Source organism: Extensimonas perlucida, from assembly GCF_007655255.1.
Lineage (GTDB): Bacteria > Pseudomonadota > Gammaproteobacteria > Burkholderiales > Burkholderiaceae_C > Extensimonas > Extensimonas perlucida.
This window is the reverse complement of record NZ_VMYE01000018.1, coordinates 49,543-70,791: the sequence shown is the minus strand read 5'-3', so window position 1 is coordinate 70,791 and position 21,249 is coordinate 49,543. Positions and strand designations below refer to the sequence as shown.

The following is a 21,249-nucleotide window of genomic DNA, read 5'->3' as shown; positions in this document are numbered from 1 at the left end:
TCGCCGAAGGTGGTGTGCCACAGGAGTTTTTTTTACCCTCGCGGTGCACCCGCCCACCCCGGCGTAGTTCCTGCTCGGTGATGCGAACCTGGCGCTCAGCCCAGCCCTGCATCGCCTCCTGACCAAGGCGGCGAAGCTCTTCGCTCAGGCGCTGTTCGGCTGCGTCGGCGCGTTTCAAATCCCCGTGTGCGTCCTGCACCGCACTCAGCAGCGATGCCACTCGCTGGCGGATCTGCGGATGCTCGCGAAGCCCTCGCACAATCTCCTCGTCGCTGATCTCGTCTGGTCTCATCACGCTGCCCTCTTGGCATTGCCGGCTTACGCCAATAGGCACTATTAAGACACATCAGTTTGAATCGCACCCTAGTGGTGCTATGGGGCAAGAAACTGGTAGAAAATGGGCCGCTGCGGCGCATTCGCTGCCGACGATTCCAAAGTCCGACAGGCTCCTAGGGTTGCGGCGGCAGCGGCGCGGCAGGCTTGTGCCCTGCGGCCGCGTCCTCCGCGCGCTTTTTTTCCAGACGCGCCCGGTGTTCCTGCGCCTGGCGCTGTTTTTCTTCATAGCGGGCGCGCTCGCGCGGGACTTGCTCGGCATTCTCGCGCGCACGCCGCTGCTCCTGTGCCGCCTGGCTTTGCTGGTGCGCGCGCGACTCCTGGGCGCGGTGCTGGGCGTCGCGTTCACGCTGTTGTTGCTGCGCTGCCGTGTCGGGCTTGGGGCGCAGCGTGCTGCGGCCCGCGGGCGGTGGCCTGGCCGCCTCGCTCTGTTTTTGCTCGATCTCGCGCAGACGCTCCTGCGCCTTGCGTTTGCGCTCCAGGTCGTTGAGTTCGAGTTCACGCTGGCGCAGGGGCGCTTCCGCCTGGCGCGCGCGCTGGCGTACCTCACGCAGGCAGCCTTCGACGGCAAACTGCTGATAACACGCCTTTTCTTCAGCCGCGCGCTGCAGCGCGATGGCGGCGCGCTGCTGCTGGAGGTGCGCGCGCTCGGCCTGCACGCCCGCGTCCTCGGGCTGCGCCACGGCTGCCGGCGGCTGGGCATGCGCCGCGCTCCAGGCTGTAAAAACCACAAGCCCCGCCAAGCCGACGCCACGTGCAAATCTCATGTCAACCCCGTATCGACGCTGCGGCGCTCGAGCGCCAGGTATTCCTTGGATTGCATCTCGTGCAGCCGCGACACCGTGCGCGGAAATTCATGCGCTAGCGGCCCCTCGGTATAGAGCTGCTCGGGCGGCACTGCGGCCGAGAGGATCAGCTTGACGCGCCGGTCATACAGCACATCCACGAGCAAAGTGAAGCGCCGCGCCGCCGAGGCCATGGTCACAGTCATCGCCGGCACGTCGGACAGCAGCACGGTGTGAAAGCGCGTGGCGATTTCGAGGTAGTCGTTTTGCGAGCGTGGCCCGTCGCACAGGGTGCGAAAGTCAAACCACACCACCCCGCCAGAACAACGCCGCGCGCGCAATTCGCGCCCCTCGATATGCAGCAGCGGGTCTTCGTCCGGGCCTTCGGCAAGCTGCGCGAAGGCATGTGCCATGGCCGCATCGGTCTCAGCGCCAAGCGGCATGTGATAGAGCCGCACACGCTCGAGCGTGCGCCGCCGGTAGTCGGTGCCGTTGTCCACGTTCACGACTTCGAGCTTTTGCTTAAGCAGCGCGATCGCGGGCAGGATGCGGTCGCGGTGCAGACCGTTCGGGTACAGATCGTCGGGCGCGAAGTTGGACGTGGTGACGAAGCCCACGCCGTTGTCGAACAGCGCCACGAGCAGGCGGTGCAGGATCATCGCGTCGGTGATGTCGGCCACATGGAACTCATCAAAGCAGATGAGCTTGTAGCGCTTGGCAATGCGCGCCCCGAGCGCGTCGAGCGGATCGACCGTGCCCTGCAGCGCGGCAAGCTCGCGGTGCACCTCGCGCATGAATTCGTGGAAATGCAGGCGCACCTTGCGCTTGATCGGCACGGCCTGGAAAAAGCAGTCCATGAGAAAGCTTTTGCCGCGCCCCACGCCGCCGTACATATACACGCCGCGCGGCACCTCGGGGCGGTTGATGAGCTTTTTGAGCGCATTCGAACGCCGTACTTTGTAGGCAGCCCATTCGTCGGCGCAGCGCTGCAATGCCTGCACGGCACGCAGCTGCGCCGGATCGCTTTGAAAGCCCTTGGCGGCGAGTGCGGCGTGGTAGGCCTCTATGACGTTCACGTTCGATTTTCTATGAAAATAATAGCTTCTAGCGCTTGTCTATCAAGCGCTAGAGGCTGATTTCGTTATAAATTTCAGAAGTTCAGCGTGCGCTTGTCCACCGCGAGCGCGGCTTCCTTGGTCGCTTCGCTCAGGCTCGGGTGCGCGTGGCAGATGCGCGCAATATCCTCGCTGCTGGCCTTGAACTCCATCGCCACCACGGCCTCGGCGATGAGCTCGCTGGCCATGGGGCCGATGATGTGCACGCCCAAAATTTCGTCGGTGTCGGCATCGGCCAGCATCTTCACCATGCCCGTGGTGTCGCCCAGCGCACGCGCACGGCCATTTGCCAGGAACGGAAAGGTACCCGCCTTGTAGCGCACGCCGTCTGCCTTGAGCTGCTGCTCGGTGCGCCCGACCCAGGCGATTTCGGGGCTGGTGTAGATCACCCATGGGATGGTGCCGAAGTTGACGTGCCCGTGCTGGCCCGCGATGCGCTCGGCCACGGCCACGCCTTCTTCCTCGGCTTTGTGCGCGAGCATGGGGCCGCGCACCACGTCGCCCACCGCCCACACGCCGGGCAGGTTGGTTTTGCAATCGGCATCGACGACGATGGCACCGCGCTCGTCGAGCTGCAGCCCCACGGCCTCGGGGTTGAGCCCCGCGGTATGCGGCACGCGCCCGATAGAGACGATGAGCTTGTCGACCTCAAGCGCTTGCGCCCCGCCCTGGGCGTCGGTGTAGGCGATGGACAGGGCGGCTTTCGCACCTTTGCCGGTTTTCTTGACCTCATCGACCTTGACGCCCAGCGCGATCTTGAGGCCCTGCTTGTCGAAGGCTTTTTTCGCTTCCTTGGCGATCTGCTCGTCCGCGGCGCCCAGAAAGGTCGGCAGCGCTTCGAGGATGGTGACCTCGGCGCCAAGCCGGCGCCACACTGAGCCCATCTCGAGGCCGATCACGCCCGAGCCGATCAACCCGAGACGCTTGGGCACGGCCCCCAGGCGCAGCGCGCCGTCGTTGGACAGCACCAGCTCCTCGTCGAAAAACACGCCCGGCATAGCGCGCGGGCTGGAGCCCGTGGCAACGATGACCTGCTTGCCGAGCAGGGTTTCTTCGCTGCTGCCCGACACCTTGATTTCGTAGCCGGCTTCGGTCGCTTTGACGAACGAGCCCTGGCCGTGGAAAAAGCTGACCTTGTTCTTCTTGAACAGGTACAGGATGCCGTCGTTGTTTTGCTTCACGACCGCATCCTTGCGCGCGATCATCTGCGTAGCGTCGATTTTCACGCCACTGGCGGTGATGCCGTGCTCTGAAAAATGGAGTTTGGCGTGCTCGAAATACTCGGAGGACTGCAGCAGTGCCTTCGAGGGTATGCAGCCGACGTTGGTGCAGGTGCCGCCCGGCGCCGGGCCACCGCTGGCGTTCTTCCAGGCGTCTATGCAGGCCACGTTGAAGCCCAGCTGCGCAGCACGTATGGCCGCGATGTAGCCGCCGGGGCCGGCGCCGATCACGACGACGTCGAATGGTTTGGACATGGGGATTTCTCAGGTTCGGTGAACGAAAAACCCACCTGCAGCATCCTCTGCCGCATGGCCTGCTGCCTGGTGGGTCGATGCGGGGCTCAGATGTCGAACAGCAGGCGCGCCGGGTCTTCGAGCGCCTCTTTCATCGCAACCAGGCCCAGCACGGCCTCACGGCCGTCGATGATGCGGTGGTCGTAGGACATGGCCAGGAAGTTGATCGGGCGGATCACGATCTGGCCATTTTCGACCACGGCGCGCTCCTTGGTCGCATGCACGCCGAGGATGGCCGACTGCGGCGGGTTGATGATGGGCGTGGAGAGCATGGAGCCGAACACGCCACCGTTGGAGATCGAAAAGGTGCCGCCCGTCATTTCCTCGATGCCCAGCTTGCCGTCCTTGGCTTTCTGGCCGAATTCGGCGATTTTCTTTTCGATCTCGGCAAAGCTCAGCTGGTCGGCGTTGCGCACGATAGGCACCACCAGGCCGCGCGGGCTGCCCACGGCGATGCCGATGTCGAAGTAGCCGTGGTAGATGATGTCGTTGCCATCGACCGAGGCGTTGAGGATCGGGTATTTCTTGAGCGCATGCACGGCCGCCTTGACGAAAAAGCTCATGAAGCCGAGTTTCACGCCGTGCTCTTTCTCGAACCTCTCCTGGAACTTTTTGCGCATTTCCATCACCGGCGCCATGTTGACCTCGTTGAAGGTGGTGAGGATGGCGTTGGTGGCCTGCGATTGCAGCAGGCGCTCGGCGATGCGCGCGCGCAGCCGGCTCATGGGCACGCGCTGCTCGGGGCGATCGCCCAGGTTCGATGCCGGCACAGGCGCGGCCACGGCGGGCAGCGTGGGCGGGGTGACGCCCGTCGGTATGCTCGCAGCAGCCGGCTTGGCAGCACCCTCAGCGAGGGCGCCGAGCACGTCGCCCTTGGTGATGCGTCCGTCTTTGCCGGTTCCGGCGACGGCTGCGGCGGACAGCTGGTTGTCTGCCATCAGCTTGGCCGCAGCAGGCATGGCCACGCCCGCCTTGGCGCCGGCGGCCGGCGCTGCTGCGGCAGCCGAGGGAGCAGCCGAGGTTTGGGCTGCGCTGGCCGCGGGCGCAGGAGCGGCGGCATGGGCACCGGCAACGGCTTCGGTGTCGATCTTCGCGATCACCTGCTCCGAGACCACGGTGCCGCCGTCTGCGACGACGATTTCCGCGAGCACGCCCGCGGCCGGGGCCGGCACTTCGAGCACCACCTTGTCGGTTTCGATCTCGATGAGGATCTCGTCCTCGGCCACGGCCTCACCAGCCTTTTTCTTCCAGTTCAGCAGCGTGGCCTCGGCCACGGATTCAGACAATTGCGGGACTTTGACTTCTACGATAGCCATGAGAATTCTTTCGAAAAGGGTTTTGTTCTGCAATGGGGTTTATGGCCTTGTCATTTGGTCAGGACAAAACCCTTGAGTTTGGCGAACGCGGCTTCGACCAGAGCTTTTTGCTGCTCCTGGTGCAGGTGCGCGTAGCCCACCGCGGGCGAGGCCGAGGCCGCCCGGCCTGCGTAACCGAGCCGTTGGCCGTCGAGCATGTTCTCGTGGATGTAGTGCTGCACGAAGAACCAGGCGCCCTGGTTCTGCGGCTCGTCCTGGCACCAGACGAGGTCCGTGGCCGCGGGGTACTTCTTGAGCTCGGCGGCAAAGGCGCGGTGCGGGAACGGGTAGAGCTGCTCGAGGCGCACGATGGCCACATCGTCTGCGCTTTTTTCGGCACGCTTTTTCGCGAGGTCGTAATAGACCTTGCCCGAGCAGACGATCACCCGCTTGACCTTGGCGGCCTTGGCGAGCACCTCTTCATTGTGTTCCCCGATCACCGGCTGGAAACTGCCTTTGGTGAACTCGGACAAAGGCGAGGTTGCTTCCTTGTTGCGCAAAAGCGACTTGGGCGTGAAGAGTACCAAGGGCTTGCGCAGGTCGCGCAGCATCTGGCGGCGCAGTATGTGGAATATCTGGCTCGCTGTGGTCGGCTGCACGAGCTGCATGTTGGTGTCGGCCGCGAGCTGCATGAAGCGCTCGACACGCGCCGAACTGTGCTCGGGGCCCTGCCCTTCGTAGCCGTGCGGCAACATCAGCGTGAGACCATTGATACGCCCCCACTTGACCTCGCCCGAGGCGATGAACTGGTCGATCACCACCTGCGCGCCGTTGGCGAAGTCGCCGAACTGGGCTTCCCAGATCACGAGCGATGTCGGGTCGTTCGACGCATAGCCGTACTCGAAAGCAAGCACGGCTTCCTCGGACAGGATGGAGTCGATCACGACAAAGGGCGCTTGGTTGTCGGCCACATGGTTCAGCGGCACGTAAGTGCCGGCATCCCAGCGTTCGCGGTTCTGGTCGTGGATCACGGCATGACGGTGCGAGAACGTGCCGCGGCCACTGTCTTCCCCCGAAAGGCGCACGGGGTAGCCGCTCGCCACCAGGGACGCAAAAGCCATGTGCTCGCCCATGCCCCAATCGACAGGGATTTCGCCACGGCCCATCGCAGCGCGGTCGTCATAGACCTTCTTGACCAAGGGGTGCGGGGTGATGCTGTCGGGCAGCGTCGTCAGGCGTTCGGCCAGGCGCTTCCACTCGGACAGCGGCATGGACGTGTCGCAAACGTCGGTCCATTTCTGGCCGAGGTAACGCGACCAATCGACCTCGAATTTACGCTTCACATTGGTGAGCACGGGCGCCACCGGGCGCTTGCCCTCTTCGAGCGCAGCGCGGTAAGTGCGCGCAAGCTCGTCACCCAGCGATTCGCCAAGCCCCTGGGCCGAGAGCTTGTCGGCGTACAGCTTGCGCGTCCCCGGGTGGGCGGCGATTTTTTTATACATCAGGGGCTGCGTCAGGCTGGGCGTGTCCTGCTCGTTGTGGCCCAGCTTGCGAAAGCAGGTGATGTCCATCACCACGTCCTGGCGGAACTCCATGCGGAACTCGAGCGCGAGCTGGGTCGCCAACACCACCGCTTCGGGGTCGTCGCCATTGACGTGCAGCACCGGCGCCTCGACCATCTTCACGATGTCCGTGCAATACACGGTCGAACGCATGTCGCGCGGGTCGGACGTGGTAAAGCCGATCTGGTTGTTGATGATGATGTGCACCGTACCGCCGGTCGTGTAGCCGCGGGTCTGCGCGAGCGCCAGGGTTTCCTGGTTCACGCCCTGCCCGCCGAAGGCCGCATCGCCGTGCACGAGCACGGGCAGCACTTCGCTGCCCTTGGGGTCGCTGCGGCGATCCATGCGCGCGCGCGACGAGCCTTCGACCACGGGGTTGACGATTTCGAGGTGCGACGGGTTGAAGGCCAACGACAGGTGCACCGGCCCGCCTGGCGTCGCCACGTCGGAACTGAAGCCCTGGTGGTATTTCACGTCGCCAGCGGGCAAGTCCTCCGGCGCGGTGTGCTCGAACTCGGCGAACAGGTCTGCGGGCATCTTGCCCAGCACGTTGACGAGCACGTTCAAACGGCCACGGTGCGCCATGCCGATCACGACTTCCTGCACGCCCTTGGTGCCGGCCTGCTGGATCAGTTCGTCCATCGCCGCAATGAAGCTCTCACCCCCTTCGAGCGAAAAGCGCTTTTGCCCCACGTATTTGGTGTGCAGATAGCGCTCCAGACCTTCGGCGGCCGTCAGCCGCTGCAAGATGTGCTTTTTCTTTTGTACATCGAACTGCGGCTTGCTGCGGATGCTCTCGAGCTTTTGCTGCCACCAACGCTTTTGCGCCTGGTTGGTGGTGTGCATGAACTCCGCCCCCAACGTGCCGCAGTAGGTTTCGTGCAGCGCGTTGAGCAAGTCGCGCAGCGGCATTTTGTCCTTGCCGAAGAAGGTGTTGCTGGTGTCGAACACCGTCTCGAGGTCGGCATCGGTGAAGCCGTAGAACGACGGTTCGAGCTCAGGAATATGCGGGCGCTCGGCGCGCTTGAGCGGGTCCAGGTCGGCCCAGCGCTGCCCCACGTTGCGGTACGCGGCGATGAGCTGCTGCACCGCCGTGCGCTTGCGCCCCATCTCGGCGTCGGCGCTGGCCACCACAACCCGGGTGCCGCCTTGCTTGGCGCGCTCGGCGAATGCATTGATGACCGGAAGGTGCGGGATGTCGCGTGCGTTCGTGCCATCTACGGCGGGCACATGCTGCAGGGCGTCGAAATAATCGCGCCAGTTTTCCGGCACGCTGGCGGGGTTGGTGAGGTAGTTCTCGTAGAGCTCTTCGACGTAGGGCGCGTTGCCGCCGAAAAGATAGGTGTTGCCCAAAAAGGCTTGATAGACAGATGACGTGTCGCTCATATTGCGCTGACCTCCGCCTCCCTGCAGGAGGCATGAGCTGGTTGAAAAACCTTCCGCGGCACGGCTGAACCGGTTGGCGGATGCGACTGGGCTGGGGAAGGGCCGGAAGCAGGGTTGCATTCTGCCACTGAAAAATACCGAATGCGTGCGCATGGGCAAGTCGCTTACAGTGTGGCGTCTGCGCATTGCTCCACCACCCGCCCCTCCACCGCATCTGCCGTATGAGCTCCCCCGCATTGCAAAACAAGACCTTTGCCCTGTTGCTGACTTTGGTCACTTTGGCCTTTGGTGCGATTCTGTGGCAGTTCCATGGCGCTATTTTCTGGGGCAGCGCGCTGGCGATACTGTTCACGCCGCTGCATCGCAAGCTGCTGCGCCGCATGCCCGACCGACGCAACCTCGCGGCGCTGTCAACGCTCGTGCTGTGTCTGCTGGGCGTGATCCTGCCGGTGGCGCTGATCGGCGTTTCGCTGCTTCAGGAGGCCAGCGCGGTGTACGAGCGCGTGAGTTCCGGACAACTGAATTTCGGGCTGTATCTGCAGCAGGTCATAGATGCTCTGCCATCGTGGCTGGTCACCCTGCTCGACCGCTTTCACCTCACCACGGTCAGCGAAGTGCAGGCCAGACTGGTGTCCGCAGCGGGCCAGATCAGCCAGTTCGTCGCCACCAGGGTGCTCAGCATAGGCCAGAACACGCTGCAGTTTTTCGTGGGCTTCGGCGTGATGCTGTACCTGCTGTTCTTTTTGCTGCGCGACGGTGCCGAACTGCTTGCCCGCATCAGCCACGCGATCCCTCTGGACCACAGCCACAAACGCCAATTGGCCGACAAGTTCACCACCGTGATCCGCGCCACCATCAAGGGCAACCTGGTCGTCGCGGCCTGTCAAGGGGCGCTCGGAGGATTCATTTTCTGGGTCCTGGGCATCCAGGGGCCCGTGCTGTGGGGGGTGCTGATGGCCTTCCTGTCGCTGCTGCCCGCCATAGGGGCGAGCTTGATCTGGGCGCCGGTGGCGATCTATTTTCTGGCCACCGGCGCCATCTGGCAGGGCCTGGCGCTCGCCGCGTTTGGCCTGGGCGTGATCGGGCTGATCGACAACCTGCTGCGCCCCATCCTGGTCGGCAAGGACACGCGCATGCCCGACTACGTGGTGCTGATTTCGACGCTGGGCGGCATGGCGCTGTTTGGCCTCACGGGGTTCGTCATAGGCCCCACGATCGCCGCACTGTTCATCGCCTGCTGGGATTTGTTTGCCCCCACGGACGAGGACAGCGCCGACCCCACATGAAAAAAGCCTGCATCGCCCCGCATTCAAAGGGCGACGCAGGCTCGACGCAGCCAGCGCGAGGCGATCAGTTCAGCGACGTCTTCTTGCCATCTTTGTAGTAGTACAAGGAAATGGCGGGGTTCTTCATATCGCCGTTGGGCTCGAACGCAATGTTGGCCGTCACTCCTTTGTAATTGGACTTCAGCAGCTCAGGGATGTAAACCTTGGGATCCCAAGAGTTGGCGCGCTTCATGGCGTCTGCGAACAGCATGGTCGCGTCATAGGTGTAAGGGCTGTAAATCTGGTACTGGCCAGGGTACTTGGCGTCATAGCGCGCCTTCCAGGCCAGGCCGCCCGGCATTTTGGCGAGCGAGGTGCCGCCCTCTGCACAGACTACGTTCTCCAGGGTCTTGGCACCTGCGGCGAGCTTGGCGATTTCTGTCGTGCAGACGCCGTCACCACCGAAGAACTTCGTCTTGGTCATGCCAAGTTGCTCCATTTGGCGCAGCATCGGGCCAGCCTGCGGATCCATGCCGCCAAAGAAAATGGCGTCAGGGTTCTTGGACTTGATGGCCGTCAGAATGGCCATGAAGTCGGTGGCCTTGTCGTTGGTGAACTCTTCGTCCACGACCTTCATGCCCTTGGCAAGCGCGGTCTTCTTGAAGGCCTGGGCCACGCCCTGGCCATAGGCGGTGCGGTCATCGACGATGGCCACGGTCTTGAGCTTGAGCGTGTCTGCCGCGTAAGACGCGAGACCGGCACCCAGCGCATTGTCGTTGGCGATGATGCGGAACGACGTGTTGTAGCCGGGCTTCATCAGGGCGGGATTGGTCGAGGAGCCCGTGATGTGCGGAATGCCGCAGTCGTTGTACACCTTGGCAGCCGGAATCGTTGTGCCGGAGTTCAGGTGACCGACCACGCCGGCAACCTTGGCGTCGCACAGTTTTTGGGCAACCGCAGTGCCCTGTTTCGGGTCGGCAGCATCGTCTTCGGCCACCAGCTCGAACTTGACCTTCTTGCCGGCAATCGTCATGCCGCGTGCATTCAGCTCTTCGATGGCCATGCGCGCGCCGTTTTCATTGTCCTTGCCGTAATGCGCCTGCGGGCCCGAAAGCGGCGCCACGTGACCGATCTTGATGACTTGTTCCTGCGCCGAGGCAGCACCTGCAGCGGCGGCAATGGCAGCCAGCACAGTCAATTTCAACTTCAGTTGCATACAAATTCTCCAGTAAAGATGAATGCTGAGAGTGTTTTTATATCTCAACAGGCGAAACATAACGCAATTTGTGGGCCAGACAACGGGTTGTGCAGTTCATGAGGCGTCGAAACGATAGGGGAAAACCTGGATCACATTTTTGCGCTGCCCTCGGCCAGCTCTTCGGCCACCGCTTCGTAAACGGTTTGCCGCAGCACCGATTCGACCTCTTCGCGCAAACGGGGCAGCAAGGAGCGTGTCTGCTCCTGCACCACGAGCGCAATCGCCTCGCGCAAGCGCTGATCGAGCGCCATGTCCACCCGCTGCATGACGCGGTGCACGATGGCTTCCTCCATTCCTTCAGGCACGACGGGCGCAGGCGCGACGGGTGCAGGCGCGTCTGAAGGCAGAACCTCTGGCTCGTGCACCACATCCGTGAGCGTCGGCACGAAACGCGGCAAAGAGGATGGCGGTTTGGCAGCAAAGGACATCAGGCAGCTCCTCCGGCTAGCACCACATCGTGGCGCTCGATCTCGTGGCCCTGGGCCGCGTAATGCCGCCAGCGCGTGCGGGCCTGACGGCGGTCGGCCTCGTCGTTGCTGGCAACGACCTCCACCAGCCGCGCGAACGCCGCGTAGCCATCGGGGACGGTGCTGCCCATGTTCAACAGCAGCTCCCGGTGCCGCGCGAGCTGCGCGGCGGGGGCAAGCACCACGGGCGAGGCATGCAGCAACTCTACATCCGCATCGGCCCGGCAATGGGCAACGAAGTCCTGCGGCGCAAGCTGCCACAGCATGTCGTCGAGCTGCGCAAGCGTCTGCTCGGGGCCCACGATCACCAGCCGGGAACCGCTGCGCAAGGCCTTGCGTGCAAACCGGCAGGCATAGGAGAGTTTGTCCGGCACATTGAAGTGAAAGGCAATCGCCGTCATACGTCAACGCTTCCCAAGGCGCACGCCTGCCATCAGGCTCAACCCTTGGGGGCTGCCGCAGTGCGGCCTGCACGCGCCGCCTTCTTGGCAGGCGCCCGATCCGGCTGGGCCTGCTGCGCCCGATTCAGCAAAAAGTGCAGCAACAAACCCACAGGCCGCCCCGTCGCACCTTTCGCAGTGCCGCCTTTCCAGGCCGTGCCGGCGATGTCCAAGTGCGCCCAGGGGAATTCGCCCACGAAGCGCTGCAAGAATTTGGCCGCCGTGACGGAGCCCGCGGGTCGCCCTGCCACATTGGCCACGTCGGCGAAATTGCTTTTGAGCCCTTCGGCGTACTCTTCGTCAAGCGGCATGCGCCAGCACAGGTCGAGCGCCGCGTCGCCGGCTGCACTCAACTGCGCTGCCAGCGCATCATCCGTCGCATACAGCCCGCTGCGCACGCCGCCGAGCGCGATCACGCAGGCCCCGGTGAGCGTGGCGATGTCAACCAGCGCCGCGGGTTTGAAGCGCGTCGCATAGGTCAGCGCATCGCAGAGGATGAGGCGGCCCTCGGCATCGGTGTTGAGCACCTCTATGGTCTGCCCGCTCATGCTCGTGACCACGTCGCCGGGCTTCAGGGCGCGGCCGTCGGGCAGGTTCTCGCAGGCCGGAATGAGGCCGACCACGTTGACCGCCGGCTGCAACTCGGCCAGCGCGCGGAACACGCCGAGCACGCTCGCGGCGCCGCACATGTCGAACTTCATCTCGTCCATTTCCGGGCCGGGCTTGATCGAAATGCCACCCGAATCGAAGGTGATGCCCTTGCCCACGAGCACCACGGGGGCCTGCTTTTTGTCGGCGCCGCGGTAGTGCAGCTCGATGAAGCGCAGCGGCTCCTTGGAGCCCCGCGCCACGGCCAGAAACGCCCCCATGCCCAGGCGCGCCACCTCTTCGGGGCCGTGCACCTTGCAATCGATGCGGGCGTGCCGCGCAAGGGACTTGGCCAGCTCCGCGAGCTGGCTCGGGGTGGCATGGTTGGCGGGGCGATTGCCCCATTCGCGTGCAAGGTTCTGACCCTGCACGAGCGCCACCGCCTGCGCAAAGGCCGTGCGCACCTCGGCTTCCAGGGCCACGCCTATGGTCACTTTTTGCAGATTGGCGGCTTCTGCCTTGGGTTTGGTGGTGGTGTAAACATAGCTCGCTTCGGCCACAGCCTGCACCGCCGCGGCCACGAGCGCCGGCGTCGCCTCACCCAGGTACACCACGGCCTGGCGCACCGCAGGGGCCTTGAAGTCTGCGCTCACCGCGAGCAGCGCCTTTCGGACGGCGTCCGGCGAGCCGTTGCCGACACCGAGCAGCAACACCCGCCGCGCCCCCACAGCGGGTGGCTGGTACAGGTGCAGATGCTTGCCCGGCTTGGTGGCCAGATCACCTTTGTCGAGCGCCCGCGCCGCGAGCACGGACAGGGCGTCTGCGCCGGGCGCAAAGCCCTCGGCCACGGGCACGACCAAAAGATCACATTTCTCGGTGGCCGCTGCGGCCAGGCTCAGGGTTTGGAGTGCAAAGTTCATAATTGGCGTTTTCCTTTGACCCGGATTGTCCATGAGGACGCGGGATGATGGCGAGGGTGCCAGCGCCCGCGTAAGCGCGCAGCACCGCCTCATGAACGATCTGGGTTCACAGCAATGTTATTCGATTCATCTCTACGCAAGGAGCTCGCGCGCAGCTTCGGCGCCACCCTCGTGGTGCTGGTGACGGTGGTCATGACCATGGTGCTGATCCGCACCCTCGGCCAGGCCACGCGCGGCAGCGTCAACCCTGCCGATGTGACGCTGGTCATGGGCTTTTCGGTGCTGGGCTATCTGCCCACCATCCTGAGCCTGAGCCTCTTCATCACCGTGGTTGCCGTGCTCTCGCGCATGTACCGCGACAGTGAAATGGTCATATGGTTTGCGAGCGGCCAGGGGCTTGCGCGTCTGCTGCCGCCGCTGCTGCGCTTTGCCTGGCCCGTGATCGCGGTCGTGGCCGTGCTCGCACTGGGCGTCTGGCCCTGGGCCAATGCCCAGATTCAGGAACTGAAAGTCCGCTACGAGCAGCGTGGCGACGTCGATCGCGTCGCCCCCGGCGAATTTCAGGAATCGGCCAGCGGCAGCCGCGTGTTCTTCATCGAGAAAGACCCCGAGGGCAAACAAAGGGGCAACAACGTGCTCGTGGTGGATCAAAAGGGCATGTCCGAATCGATTACCTCGGCACGCAGCGCACGGCTGCAGACCATGGGGCCAGATCGCTTTGCCCTGCTCAGCCACGGGCAGCGCCTGGAATCGGCGCAGGACCAGCCGACGCTGCGCGTGAGCGAGTTCGCCGAATACGGCATCCGAATCGGCGCCGCGCCGCCCAGTCCCATAGACAACCCGGACGTCAACACGCTCCCCACGCAGCGGCTGATCGCGCAGCCCACGCCCCTGAACCTGGGCGAGCTGGGCTGGCGCCTGGGGCAAATGCTTGCGGCCTTCAACCTCGTGGTGCTGGGGCTGGCGCTGGCCAGCGTCAATCCGCGCGCGGGGCGCAGCAGCAGTCTGGTGCTGGCCCTGCTGGCTTTCATCGTCTATTTGAACTGCATGACCTTGGGGCAGACCTGGGTTGCCGCAGGCAGGGTGCGCTTCATCCCCTTCATGCTGCTGTTGCACGCCGGCATGCTGGCGCTGGGCGCCCTCGTGCTCGCCGCGCGGCACAATGGCTGGTCCTGGCGCACATGGTGGTCCAGGAGGCACGCATGAAAACCCTGCGCCGCATGATCCACCGCGAGGCCCTCGTGTCCGTCGCGTATGCCACGCTGGTCTTCCTGGCGCTGTTCTTCTTTTTCGACCTGGTCGATGAACTGCGCTCGGTGAACCGCTACAGCACGCAAGGCTACGATTTTGCCCGCGCGCTCCTCGTCACGGCGCTGACCGTGCCCGGCCATTTGTATGAGCTGCTGCCCATCACGGTGCTCATTGGCACCATTTTTGTGATGGCGCGGTTCGCGCAAAGCTCCGAATTCACCATCATGCGCACCAGCGGCATGGGGCCGGGGCAGGCCTTGCGCACGCTGCTGCTGCTGGGCGGATTCTTCGTCGTGCTGACCTTCGTCGTGGGCGACTACGTGGCACCCCAAAGCGATCGCCTGGCCGAGACCCTCAAAATGCGTTTCACCGGGCGCATCAGCTCCAAAGCCATGGGCGCCTGGCTCAAGGAACGCCAGCAGGAAAACTCCTTTGCCGTGAACGTGCGCGCCCTCACACCGGACGGCAAGATGCTGGACGTGCGCATTTTCGAGTTCGACGCCACGGGCCAGCTCGCTTCCCACACGCACGCAGCGTCTGCGCAGTTTGGCGAAGATGGGGCGTCCTGGATGCTGGAGCAGGCGCAGCGCAGCCGCTTTCACCTCGAGGACGAGGCCCACGCCTGGGTCGAGCGCACGCAGGCGGCCAGCCTGGCCTGGCCCACGCACATCAAGGCCGAAATGGTTTCAGCCACCTTGCGCAAGCGCGAGCGCATGACCACGCTCGACCTGTTCGAATACATCCGCCACCTCAAGGCCAATGGCCAGACGGCGCAGCGCTACGAGATCGAACTCGGCCGCAAGGTGTTTTACCCGCTGAGCTGCCTGGTCATGGTGGTGCTGGCGCTGCCGTTTGCGTACCTGCACTTCCGCTCGGGCGGCATTTCGGCGCAGGTGTTCGGCGGCATCATGGCGGGGCTGAGCTTTTTCCTGCTCAACAACCTGTTCAGCCACGTGGGCAACCTGCAAAACCTGTCGCCCTGGATCGCCGCCGCGGCGCCCAGCCTGATTTATTCGCTGCTGTCGCTCGCGGCCTTCGGCTGGCTGGTGTTGCGCCGCTGAAGAGACGCCCATGCCGCACAGTGCCCCGGCCATCGTCCTGTTTGCGCACGGCTCGCGCGATCCGCTCTGGCGTGCGCCCATAGAGGCGGTGGCGGCGTACATCCGCCAGCACCACCCCGAACGCCTGGTGCGCTGCGCCTACCTCGAATGCTGCGCCCCCACGCTGGCCGAGGCAGCATCAGAGTTGATAGCGCAAAGCGCGCAGCATGTCTGCGTCATACCGATGTTTTTGGGTACAGGCAGGCACGCCCGCGAAGACCTTCCGGCCTTGCTCGCGCAGTTGCAGGCGGCCCATCCGGCGGTGCGCTTCACGCTGCAGCCCGCCATCGGTGAAGACCCGCGCGTCACAGCGCTCCTCGCGGCCATCGCCTGCGAGTCGCCGCCATAGACACTCCTTGCATAATGATGCGATTCTTTAGAATCAAAACATCATGAACCTGCATCAATTCCGTTTCGTCCAGGAGGCCGTGCGGCGCAACCTCAACCTGACCGAGGCGGCCAAGGCCCTGCACACCTCGCAGCCGGGCGTCTCCAAGGCCATCATCGAGCTCGAAGAAGAGCTCGGCATCGAGATTTTTGCGCGCCACGGCAAGCGCCTCAAGCGCATCACTGAGCCGGGTCAGCAGGTGCTGCAAAGCATTCAGGTCATCCTGCGCGAGGTCGGCAACCTCAAGCGTATCGGCGACGAATTCAGCGCGCAGGACAGCGGCACGCTGAGCATCGCCACCACGCACACGCAGGCGCGCTACGTGCTGCCCGCGTCGGTGGCGCGCCTGCGCGAGGTCTACCCCAAGGTGAATATCAGCCTGCACCAGGCCACGCCGCAGGAAGTGGCGCGCATGGTGCTCGACGAAGTCGCGGAAATCGGCATCGCCACCGAGTCGCTGGCCGACTACCCCGACCTCGTCACTCTGCCCTGCTACGAATGGACGCACGTGCTGGTGCTGCCGCCCGCGCACCCACTGGGGCACAAAGAGCGCGTGGGCCTCGAAGACATCGCGCACGAGCCGCTCATCACCTACCACCCCTCGTTCACCGGGCGCGGCAAGATCGACCAGGCGTTTGCCACGCGCCAGCTGCAGCCGCGCATCGTGCTCGAAGCCATAGACTCGGACGTGATCAAAACCTACGTGCGCCTGGGCCTGGGCATAGGCATCGTGGCCGAAATGGCCATGAAGGAAGACCCCGTGGGCGACCTCGTGGTGCGTCCGCTCGGCCACCTGTTCGGGCAGAACGTGACGCGCGTGGCCTTCAAGCGCGGCGCCTACCTGCGCAATTTCGTCTATCGCTTTGCCGAACTGCTGAGTCCGCGCCTGAGCCGTGAGCTCATCGCCCGCGCCATGACCGGGCATGTGCACGACTACGAACTCTGACAGCCTCCTATCCATCACCCTCTCCAACACCATGACCGCGCCCATCGCCCGCACGCCCGCGCTGCACAGCAAACTGCCCGAAGTCGGCACCACCATCTTCACCGTGATGTCGGCGCTTGCCGCAGAAGTGGGCGCGGTGAACCTGGGCCAGGGCTTTCCCGATTTCGACTGCGACCCGGCACTCGTCGAGGCCGTGTGCCAGGCCATGCGCGCGGGCCACAACCAATACCCGCCCATGCCCGGCGTGCCCTCCCTGCGCAGCGCCGTAGCTTCCAAAATAGAAGCGCTGCACGGTCGCAAATACAGCGCCGATAGCGAAATCACCATCACCGCCGGGGCCACGCAGGCGATCCTCACGGCGATCCTCGCCTGCGTGCGCCCGGGTGACGAAGTGATCGTGCTCGAGCCCTGTTACGACAGCTACGCGCCCAACATCGCACTCGCGGGCGGCAGCGTGGTGCGCGTGCCGCTCACGCCCGGGAGCTTTCGGCCCGACTTCGACAAAATTGCCGCGGCGCTCTCGCCGCGCACGCGCGCGCTGCTCATCAACAGCCCGCACAACCCCAGCGCCACGGTCTGGAGCGCGCAGGACATGCTCACATTGCAGGAGCTGCTCGCGCCCACCGACGTGCTCTTGATCAGCGACGAGGTCTATGAACACATGGTGTTCGACGGCGCCGAACACCAGAGCGCCGCACGCTTTGCGGGGCTCGCGGCGCGCGCCTTCATCGTCTCGAGCTTCGGCAAGACCTTCCACGTCACAGGCTGGAAGGTCGGCACCGTGGCGGCGCCCGCAGCGCTCACGGCAGAGTTTCGCAAGGTGCACCAGTTCAACGTCTTCACCGTGAACACGCCCATGCAGCACGGCCTGGCCAGCTACCTGCAAAACCCCGCGCCCTACCTGCAGCTGCCCGCGTTCTATCAGGCCAAGCGCGACCTGTTCCGCGCGGGGCTGGCCGGCTCGCGCCTGCGCCTGCTGCCTTGCGCCGGCAGCTACTTTCAGTGCGTGGATATTTCGGCCGTGAGCGACTTGGGCGAGGCCGACTTCTGCCAATGGCTCACGCGCGAAATCGGCGTGGCCGCGATCCCGCTCTCGGCTTTTTATGGAGACGGTTTCGACCAGCGCGTGGTGCGCTTTTGCTTTGCCAAAAAAGACGAAACGCTGCGCACGGCACTGCAGCGGCTGCGCAGGCTGTAGCGCACGGCAGCTTCCCAGCTTACGGCATTTTCGCGCCAGACCTTCGTGCGCCGCGTCACTTCTTACTTCGGATCGAGCCCCATCAGCTTGGCGATGAGGTTGCGCTGCACCTGCGAGGTGCCCGCGGTGATCGTGGTCACGCGCGCATCGCGGAAGTGCCGCTGCATGTCGAATTCCTTGATGTAGCCGTAGCCGCCCATGATCTGCATGCCGTTGTTCGCGGCGCGCACGTAGGCTTCGGAGCCGAACAGCTTGGCCATGGACAGCACCTTGAGCGCGTCCTTGCCCTGCGCGAGCAGCCAGGCCGCGTGCAGCATCAGCAGGCGGCTCGCCTCGACCTCGGTCTGCATGTCGGCAAGCATGTGCGCGATCGCCTGGAAGTTGCCGATCGGCTTGCCGAACTGCTTGCGCTCCTTGGCGTAGGCGAGGGCCTGATCGACCACGTCCTGCGCCGCGCCGCAATAGGCCGCCGTGGTCATGAGGCGCTCGAGCTGCAGGCCCGAGAGCATGTAGTCCCAGCCGCGGTTGGGCTCGCCGACGATGCAGTCGGCCGGAATGCGCACATTGTCGAAAAACACCTCGTAGGTGCCCAGCGAGCGCCGCCCCAGCGTGTCGAGCTTGCGCAGCCGTATGCCCGGCAGCGTGTTGTCCACGAGAAACAGCGAGATGCCCTTGCGGTAGTGCACGCTGTTGTCGGTCTTGGCGTAGAGCGAGATGATGTTGTTCTTGGCGCCCGCGCCGGTGGAAAACACTTTTTGCCCGTTGATCACCCACTCGTCACCCTCGCGCCGCGCAAAGGTGCGCATGGCGCCGGCGTCGGAGCCCGCGTCGGGCTCGGTCATGGAGATCGACATGCGGATCTCGCCCGACATCAGCCGGGGCAGGTAGTGGCGCTTTTGCGCCTCGCTGCCGTTGTGCAGCAGATTGAGCCCGTTGAACACCGAGGTGCCATAGGCGCCCATGAGGTCGTAGCTCTTGCGCCCGAGCTCCTCGGCGATGATGGCGAAGTCGATCACGCTGCCGCCCAGGCCGCCGTACTGCTCGGGAAAGACCATGCTGATCAGGCCCATTTCGACGATCGCGTCATAGACCTCGTAGGGGTAGCGCGCCTCTTCGTCCATCGCGCGCACGTAGGCGGGCGTGGCGACGCGGTCGAGCATCTTGCGCACGCTCTCGCGCAGCATGTTCTGTTCTTCGGTAAAGCTGAAGTCCATCGGGTGTCCTTTCGTGCCGCTGCGGACAGGGCAAAACGCTACTTTTTCAATAGCAAATTTCTGACCATAAAAATGCCGATAAGCGCTTATTCATACAGCACAAGAAGCTCCTGTTTTTGAGTCAAAATCCTTGCATCAATCGCGCCGCTGGTTGAAGCTGCGGCCATAGACGATGGAGGCGATGGTGTTGCGCAGAATCTCCACCGTGCCGCCGCCGAGCGCAAAGCCGCGCGAGTCGCGCACCATGCGCTCGAGCGGGAAGTCGCGCGTAAAGCCATAGTGGCCGTGAATTTGCAACGCCTCGTTGGTCACGCGCTGCACCATCTCGTTCGCATAGAGCTTGGCCTGCGCCGCCGCGAGCGGGTTCGGAAAGCCGTTTTCGAGGTGCGTGGCCGCGTGGTGCACCATGAGCCGCGTGGCGTGGATCTGCGTGGCCATGTCGGCGATCTTCCACTGGATACCTTGGAATTCGCAGATGGGCCGCCCGAACTGGTGGCGCTCCTTGGAGTAGGCGACGGCGAGTTCGAGCGCCTCGTGCGCCACGCCCAGGCACATCGCGGCGTTGCCCACGCGCTCGGGGCCGAAGGAGCTCATGAGCACGCGAAAGCTCTTGGTCGAGTTTTCATCGCCGACCATGAGCACGTTTTCCTTGGGGATGCGCACGTTGTCGAAATACAACTCGGCCTCGGCCACGCCGCGCCCACCCATCTTGCGGTCCGGCTTGCCGACGGAAAAGCCCGGCATGCCTTTTTCGACGATCACCGCGCCTATGCCGTGCGCGCCCTTGGTCTTGCCAAAGCGCGCAAACACGAGGATGTGCGTAGCCAGGTGGCCGCCCGTGCAGAACACCTTGTGGCCATTGAGCCGCCAGCCGTCGCCGTCGGGTGTGGCGGAGGTGATCATGTCGGTGGTGGCCGAGCCTGCGCCGGGCTCGCTCATGCCGATGCCGAACATGTATTCGCCCGACACGCACTTGGGCAGCAGACGCTTTTTTTGCTCCTCGGTGCCCAGAATCTCGATCGCACGCGAGGGGCCGTTGATTGCCACCTGACACACCAGCGCGGTGTTGAAGCACACGCGCGAGATTTCCTCGAGGAACACCGTGGCGTGCAAGATCGACAAACCCGAGCCTCCGTATTGCTCAGGAATGACCAGGCCCAGGTAACCGAGTTTGGCGAGCAGGTCGCGGTTTTCTTGCGGGAATTCTTCTTTTTCGTCCCAGTACGCGGCCTTGGCGGCGAACGCATCGACGGCAAACTTGCGCACGGCCGCGCGGAACTCTTCGAGCTCGCCGGCGGGAATGTGGGGAGATGTCATGGTGTCTTGCTCTGAAAATAGGGACAGCCGGTTGCCACCAAGGAAAAAAGCGCAGTGGCAGTGCCGGCCGTATCTGCGGCGCCCAAAACTTCAGGAGCCAATGAACTTAGGCGGGCGCTTTTCAAGGAAGGCCGCGACGCCCTCTTTGTGGTCGTGGGTCACGAGCAGCTGGTTTTGCACATGCGATTCGAGCTCGAGGAAAGTGTCGAAATTCACCCCCGCCGCGCCCACGAACATGCACTTGGCCATGCCCAGCGCAAGCGTGGCCGACTGCGCCCAGTCGCTCGCGAGCTCCATCGCGCGCGCCTCGAGCCGCTCGTCCTCGACGAGCTCGGTCACGAGGTCGAGCTTCAGCGCCTCCTCGCCCGAGAGCATGCGCCCCGACAGCACCAGCTCCTTCGCGCGCAGCACGCCCACGTACTGGCTCAGCAAAAACACCGAGCCGCCGTCGGGCGCCAAGCCGACCTTTTTGAACACTTGCCCGAACCGCGCTTGCGGCGAGGCGAGGATGTAGTCGCACGCCATGGCCAGGCTCCAGCCCACGCCCACCGCGGGCCCACGCACGGCCGCGAGGATGGGCTTTTCGAGGTGCACCATGGCGCGCAGCATGGAATGCGCCACATGCAGCCGGTGCCGCCCGCCGCGAATGTCCGCCTTGCCCATGGAGCTCACGTCCGAGCCCGCGCAAAACGCATTCCCCGCGCCGGTGAGGACGACAGCGCGCACGGCGTCATCGTCGGCAAAGCCGCGAAAAGCGTCGAGCAGCTGCACCTTCATGTCGTTGGTGAGCGCGTTCTTCTGTGCCGGGTTGTCTATGGTGACCTTGGCGACACCGCCCACGGTTTCTACGCGAATCGTCATTGCTTTCGTCTCCTTGGCATGGCTTTCTCGAACGGCCGGGCACTTT

Annotated in this window: 18 protein-coding genes and 1 pseudogene; 6 read left to right on the top strand and 13 right to left on the bottom strand. The window is 64.2% G+C overall.

Features of this window, described 5'->3' with window-relative positions:
* The 6 genes and pseudogenes from FK527_RS13510 to FK527_RS13485 all read right to left on the bottom strand — a co-directional run.
* Positions 1-292, bottom strand: a pseudogene (locus tag FK527_RS13510) (hypothetical protein); the annotation flags it as partial.
* A gap of 157 nt (positions 293-449) precedes the next feature.
* Complete coding sequence (locus FK527_RS13505) at positions 450-1,100, bottom strand: hypothetical protein (protein WP_144734859.1); 651 nt, start codon at positions 1,098-1,100, stop codon at positions 450-452.
* Positions 1,097-2,194 carry a cell division protein ZapE gene (zapE, locus tag FK527_RS13500; protein ID WP_144734856.1) on the bottom strand — a complete coding sequence of 366 codons (1,098 nt, stop codon included), beginning with the start codon at positions 2,192-2,194 and terminating at the stop codon, positions 1,097-1,099. The genes FK527_RS13505 and zapE overlap by 4 nt, the downstream gene beginning before the upstream one ends.
* A gap of 74 nt (positions 2,195-2,268) precedes the next feature.
* Positions 2,269-3,708, bottom strand: coding sequence for a dihydrolipoyl dehydrogenase (lpdA, locus tag FK527_RS13495; protein WP_144734853.1), 1,440 nt, complete (start codon positions 3,706-3,708; stop codon positions 2,269-2,271).
* A gap of 86 nt (positions 3,709-3,794) precedes the next feature.
* Positions 3,795-5,063, bottom strand: coding sequence for a 2-oxoglutarate dehydrogenase complex dihydrolipoyllysine-residue succinyltransferase (odhB, locus tag FK527_RS13490; protein ID WP_144734850.1), 1,269 nt, complete (start codon positions 5,061-5,063; stop codon positions 3,795-3,797).
* A gap of 50 nt (positions 5,064-5,113) precedes the next feature.
* The gene (locus FK527_RS13485) at positions 5,114-7,990 is read right to left on the bottom strand and encodes a 2-oxoglutarate dehydrogenase E1 component (protein WP_144734847.1); all 2,877 of its coding nucleotides are present in this window, start codon (positions 7,988-7,990) and stop codon (positions 5,114-5,116) included.
* Positions 7,991-8,211: 221 nt separating this feature from the next.
* Between FK527_RS13485 and FK527_RS13480 the strand changes: the two genes are divergently transcribed.
* Complete coding sequence (locus tag FK527_RS13480; protein ID WP_144734844.1) at positions 8,212-9,276, top strand: AI-2E family transporter; 1,065 nt, start codon at positions 8,212-8,214, stop codon at positions 9,274-9,276.
* Positions 9,277-9,340: 64 nt separating this feature from the next.
* Here FK527_RS13480 and FK527_RS13475 read toward each other — a convergent pair whose 3' ends face one another.
* The 4 genes from FK527_RS13475 to FK527_RS13460 form a co-directional block, all read right to left on the bottom strand.
* Positions 9,341-10,471: a branched-chain amino acid ABC transporter substrate-binding protein gene (locus FK527_RS13475; RefSeq protein WP_144734868.1), complete on the bottom strand. Its 1,131-nt coding sequence runs from the start codon at positions 10,469-10,471 to the stop codon at positions 9,341-9,343.
* Positions 10,472-10,602: 131 nt separating this feature from the next.
* Positions 10,603-10,941 carry a hypothetical protein gene (locus FK527_RS13470; protein WP_144734841.1) on the bottom strand — a complete coding sequence of 113 codons (339 nt, stop codon included), beginning with the start codon at positions 10,939-10,941 and terminating at the stop codon, positions 10,603-10,605.
* Positions 10,941-11,381 carry a DNA polymerase III subunit chi gene (locus FK527_RS13465; RefSeq protein WP_144734838.1) on the bottom strand — a complete coding sequence of 147 codons (441 nt, stop codon included), beginning with the start codon at positions 11,379-11,381 and terminating at the stop codon, positions 10,941-10,943. Before FK527_RS13465 ends, FK527_RS13470 begins: the two co-directional genes overlap by 1 nt.
* Before the next feature lie 38 nt (positions 11,382-11,419).
* Positions 11,420-12,928 carry a leucyl aminopeptidase gene (locus FK527_RS13460; protein WP_144734835.1) on the bottom strand — a complete coding sequence of 503 codons (1,509 nt, stop codon included), beginning with the start codon at positions 12,926-12,928 and terminating at the stop codon, positions 11,420-11,422.
* Between the two features lie 114 nt (positions 12,929-13,042).
* On the opposite strand from FK527_RS13460, the gene lptF reads away from it, so the two are divergent.
* From lptF to FK527_RS13435, 5 genes are read left to right on the top strand one after another with little or no spacing between them, the layout of a single operon-like run.
* A complete protein-coding gene (lptF, locus tag FK527_RS13455; protein ID WP_144734832.1) occupies positions 13,043-14,134 on the top strand; it encodes an LPS export ABC transporter permease LptF in 1,092 nt (363 codons plus the stop codon).
* On the top strand, positions 14,131-15,240 hold the full coding sequence (gene lptG, locus FK527_RS13450; RefSeq protein WP_144734829.1) for an LPS export ABC transporter permease LptG: 1,110 nt from the start codon (positions 14,131-14,133) through the stop codon (positions 15,238-15,240). The genes lptF and lptG overlap by 4 nt, the downstream gene beginning before the upstream one ends.
* Before the next feature lie 10 nt (positions 15,241-15,250).
* Positions 15,251-15,628: a sirohydrochlorin chelatase gene (locus FK527_RS13445; protein WP_144734826.1), complete on the top strand. Its 378-nt coding sequence runs from the start codon at positions 15,251-15,253 to the stop codon at positions 15,626-15,628.
* A 43-nt stretch (positions 15,629-15,671) separates the two neighbouring features.
* Positions 15,672-16,613, top strand: coding sequence for a CysB family HTH-type transcriptional regulator (locus FK527_RS13440; RefSeq protein WP_144734823.1), 942 nt, complete (start codon positions 15,672-15,674; stop codon positions 16,611-16,613).
* 31 nt (positions 16,614-16,644) lie between these two features.
* On the top strand, positions 16,645-17,811 hold the full coding sequence (locus FK527_RS13435; protein ID WP_144734820.1) for a pyridoxal phosphate-dependent aminotransferase: 1,167 nt from the start codon (positions 16,645-16,647) through the stop codon (positions 17,809-17,811).
* A gap of 62 nt (positions 17,812-17,873) precedes the next feature.
* Here the strand turns inward: FK527_RS13435 and FK527_RS13430 are convergent, their stop codons facing one another.
* The 3 genes from FK527_RS13430 to FK527_RS13420 all read right to left on the bottom strand — a co-directional run bounded on the left by FK527_RS13430 (position 17,874) and on the right by FK527_RS13420 (position 21,203).
* Positions 17,874-19,025 carry an acyl-CoA dehydrogenase family protein gene (locus FK527_RS13430; protein WP_144734817.1) on the bottom strand — a complete coding sequence of 384 codons (1,152 nt, stop codon included), beginning with the start codon at positions 19,023-19,025 and terminating at the stop codon, positions 17,874-17,876.
* Positions 19,026-19,160: 135 nt separating this feature from the next.
* A complete protein-coding gene (locus tag FK527_RS13425; RefSeq protein ID WP_144734814.1) occupies positions 19,161-20,342 on the bottom strand; it encodes an acyl-CoA dehydrogenase family protein in 1,182 nt (393 codons plus the stop codon).
* A 90-nt stretch (positions 20,343-20,432) separates the two neighbouring features.
* Entirely contained in the window at positions 20,433-21,203 is a 771-nt protein-coding gene (locus tag FK527_RS13420; RefSeq protein ID WP_144734811.1) for an enoyl-CoA hydratase/isomerase family protein, read from the bottom strand.
* Positions 21,204-21,249 lie beyond the last annotated feature (46 nt).

Bases quoted from the DNA above. Each gene is read 5' to 3' on its own strand.
- FK527_RS13505 (WP_144734859.1), bottom strand. From the start codon at position 1,100: ATGAGATTTGCACGTGGCGTCGGCTTGGCGGGGCTTGTGGTTTTTACA.
- lpdA (WP_144734853.1), bottom strand. From the start codon at position 3,708: ATGTCCAAACCATTCGACGTCGTCGTGATCGGCGCCGGCCCCGGCGGC.
- odhB (WP_144734850.1), bottom strand. From the start codon at position 5,063: ATGGCTATCGTAGAAGTCAAAGTCCCGCAATTGTCTGAATCCGTGGCC.
- FK527_RS13485 (WP_144734847.1), bottom strand. From the start codon at position 7,990: ATGAGCGACACGTCATCTGTCTATCAAGCCTTTTTGGGCAACACCTAT.
- FK527_RS13480 (WP_144734844.1), top strand. From the start codon at position 8,212: ATGAGCTCCCCCGCATTGCAAAACAAGACCTTTGCCCTGTTGCTGACT.
- FK527_RS13475 (WP_144734868.1), bottom strand. From the start codon at position 10,471: ATGCAACTGAAGTTGAAATTGACTGTGCTGGCTGCCATTGCCGCCGCT.
- FK527_RS13470 (WP_144734841.1), bottom strand. From the start codon at position 10,941: ATGTCCTTTGCTGCCAAACCGCCATCCTCTTTGCCGCGTTTCGTGCCG.
- FK527_RS13465 (WP_144734838.1), bottom strand. From the start codon at position 11,381: ATGACGGCGATTGCCTTTCACTTCAATGTGCCGGACAAACTCTCCTAT.
- FK527_RS13460 (WP_144734835.1), bottom strand. From the start codon at position 12,928: ATGAACTTTGCACTCCAAACCCTGAGCCTGGCCGCAGCGGCCACCGAG.
- lptF (WP_144734832.1), top strand. From the start codon at position 13,043: ATGTTATTCGATTCATCTCTACGCAAGGAGCTCGCGCGCAGCTTCGGC.
- lptG (WP_144734829.1), top strand. From the start codon at position 14,131: ATGAAAACCCTGCGCCGCATGATCCACCGCGAGGCCCTCGTGTCCGTC.
- FK527_RS13445 (WP_144734826.1), top strand. From the start codon at position 15,251: ATGCCGCACAGTGCCCCGGCCATCGTCCTGTTTGCGCACGGCTCGCGC.
- FK527_RS13440 (WP_144734823.1), top strand. From the start codon at position 15,672: ATGAACCTGCATCAATTCCGTTTCGTCCAGGAGGCCGTGCGGCGCAAC.
- FK527_RS13435 (WP_144734820.1), top strand. From the start codon at position 16,645: ATGACCGCGCCCATCGCCCGCACGCCCGCGCTGCACAGCAAACTGCCC.
- FK527_RS13430 (WP_144734817.1), bottom strand. From the start codon at position 19,025: ATGGACTTCAGCTTTACCGAAGAACAGAACATGCTGCGCGAGAGCGTG.
- FK527_RS13425 (WP_144734814.1), bottom strand. From the start codon at position 20,342: ATGACATCTCCCCACATTCCCGCCGGCGAGCTCGAAGAGTTCCGCGCG.
- FK527_RS13420 (WP_144734811.1), bottom strand. From the start codon at position 21,203: ATGACGATTCGCGTAGAAACCGTGGGCGGTGTCGCCAAGGTCACCATA.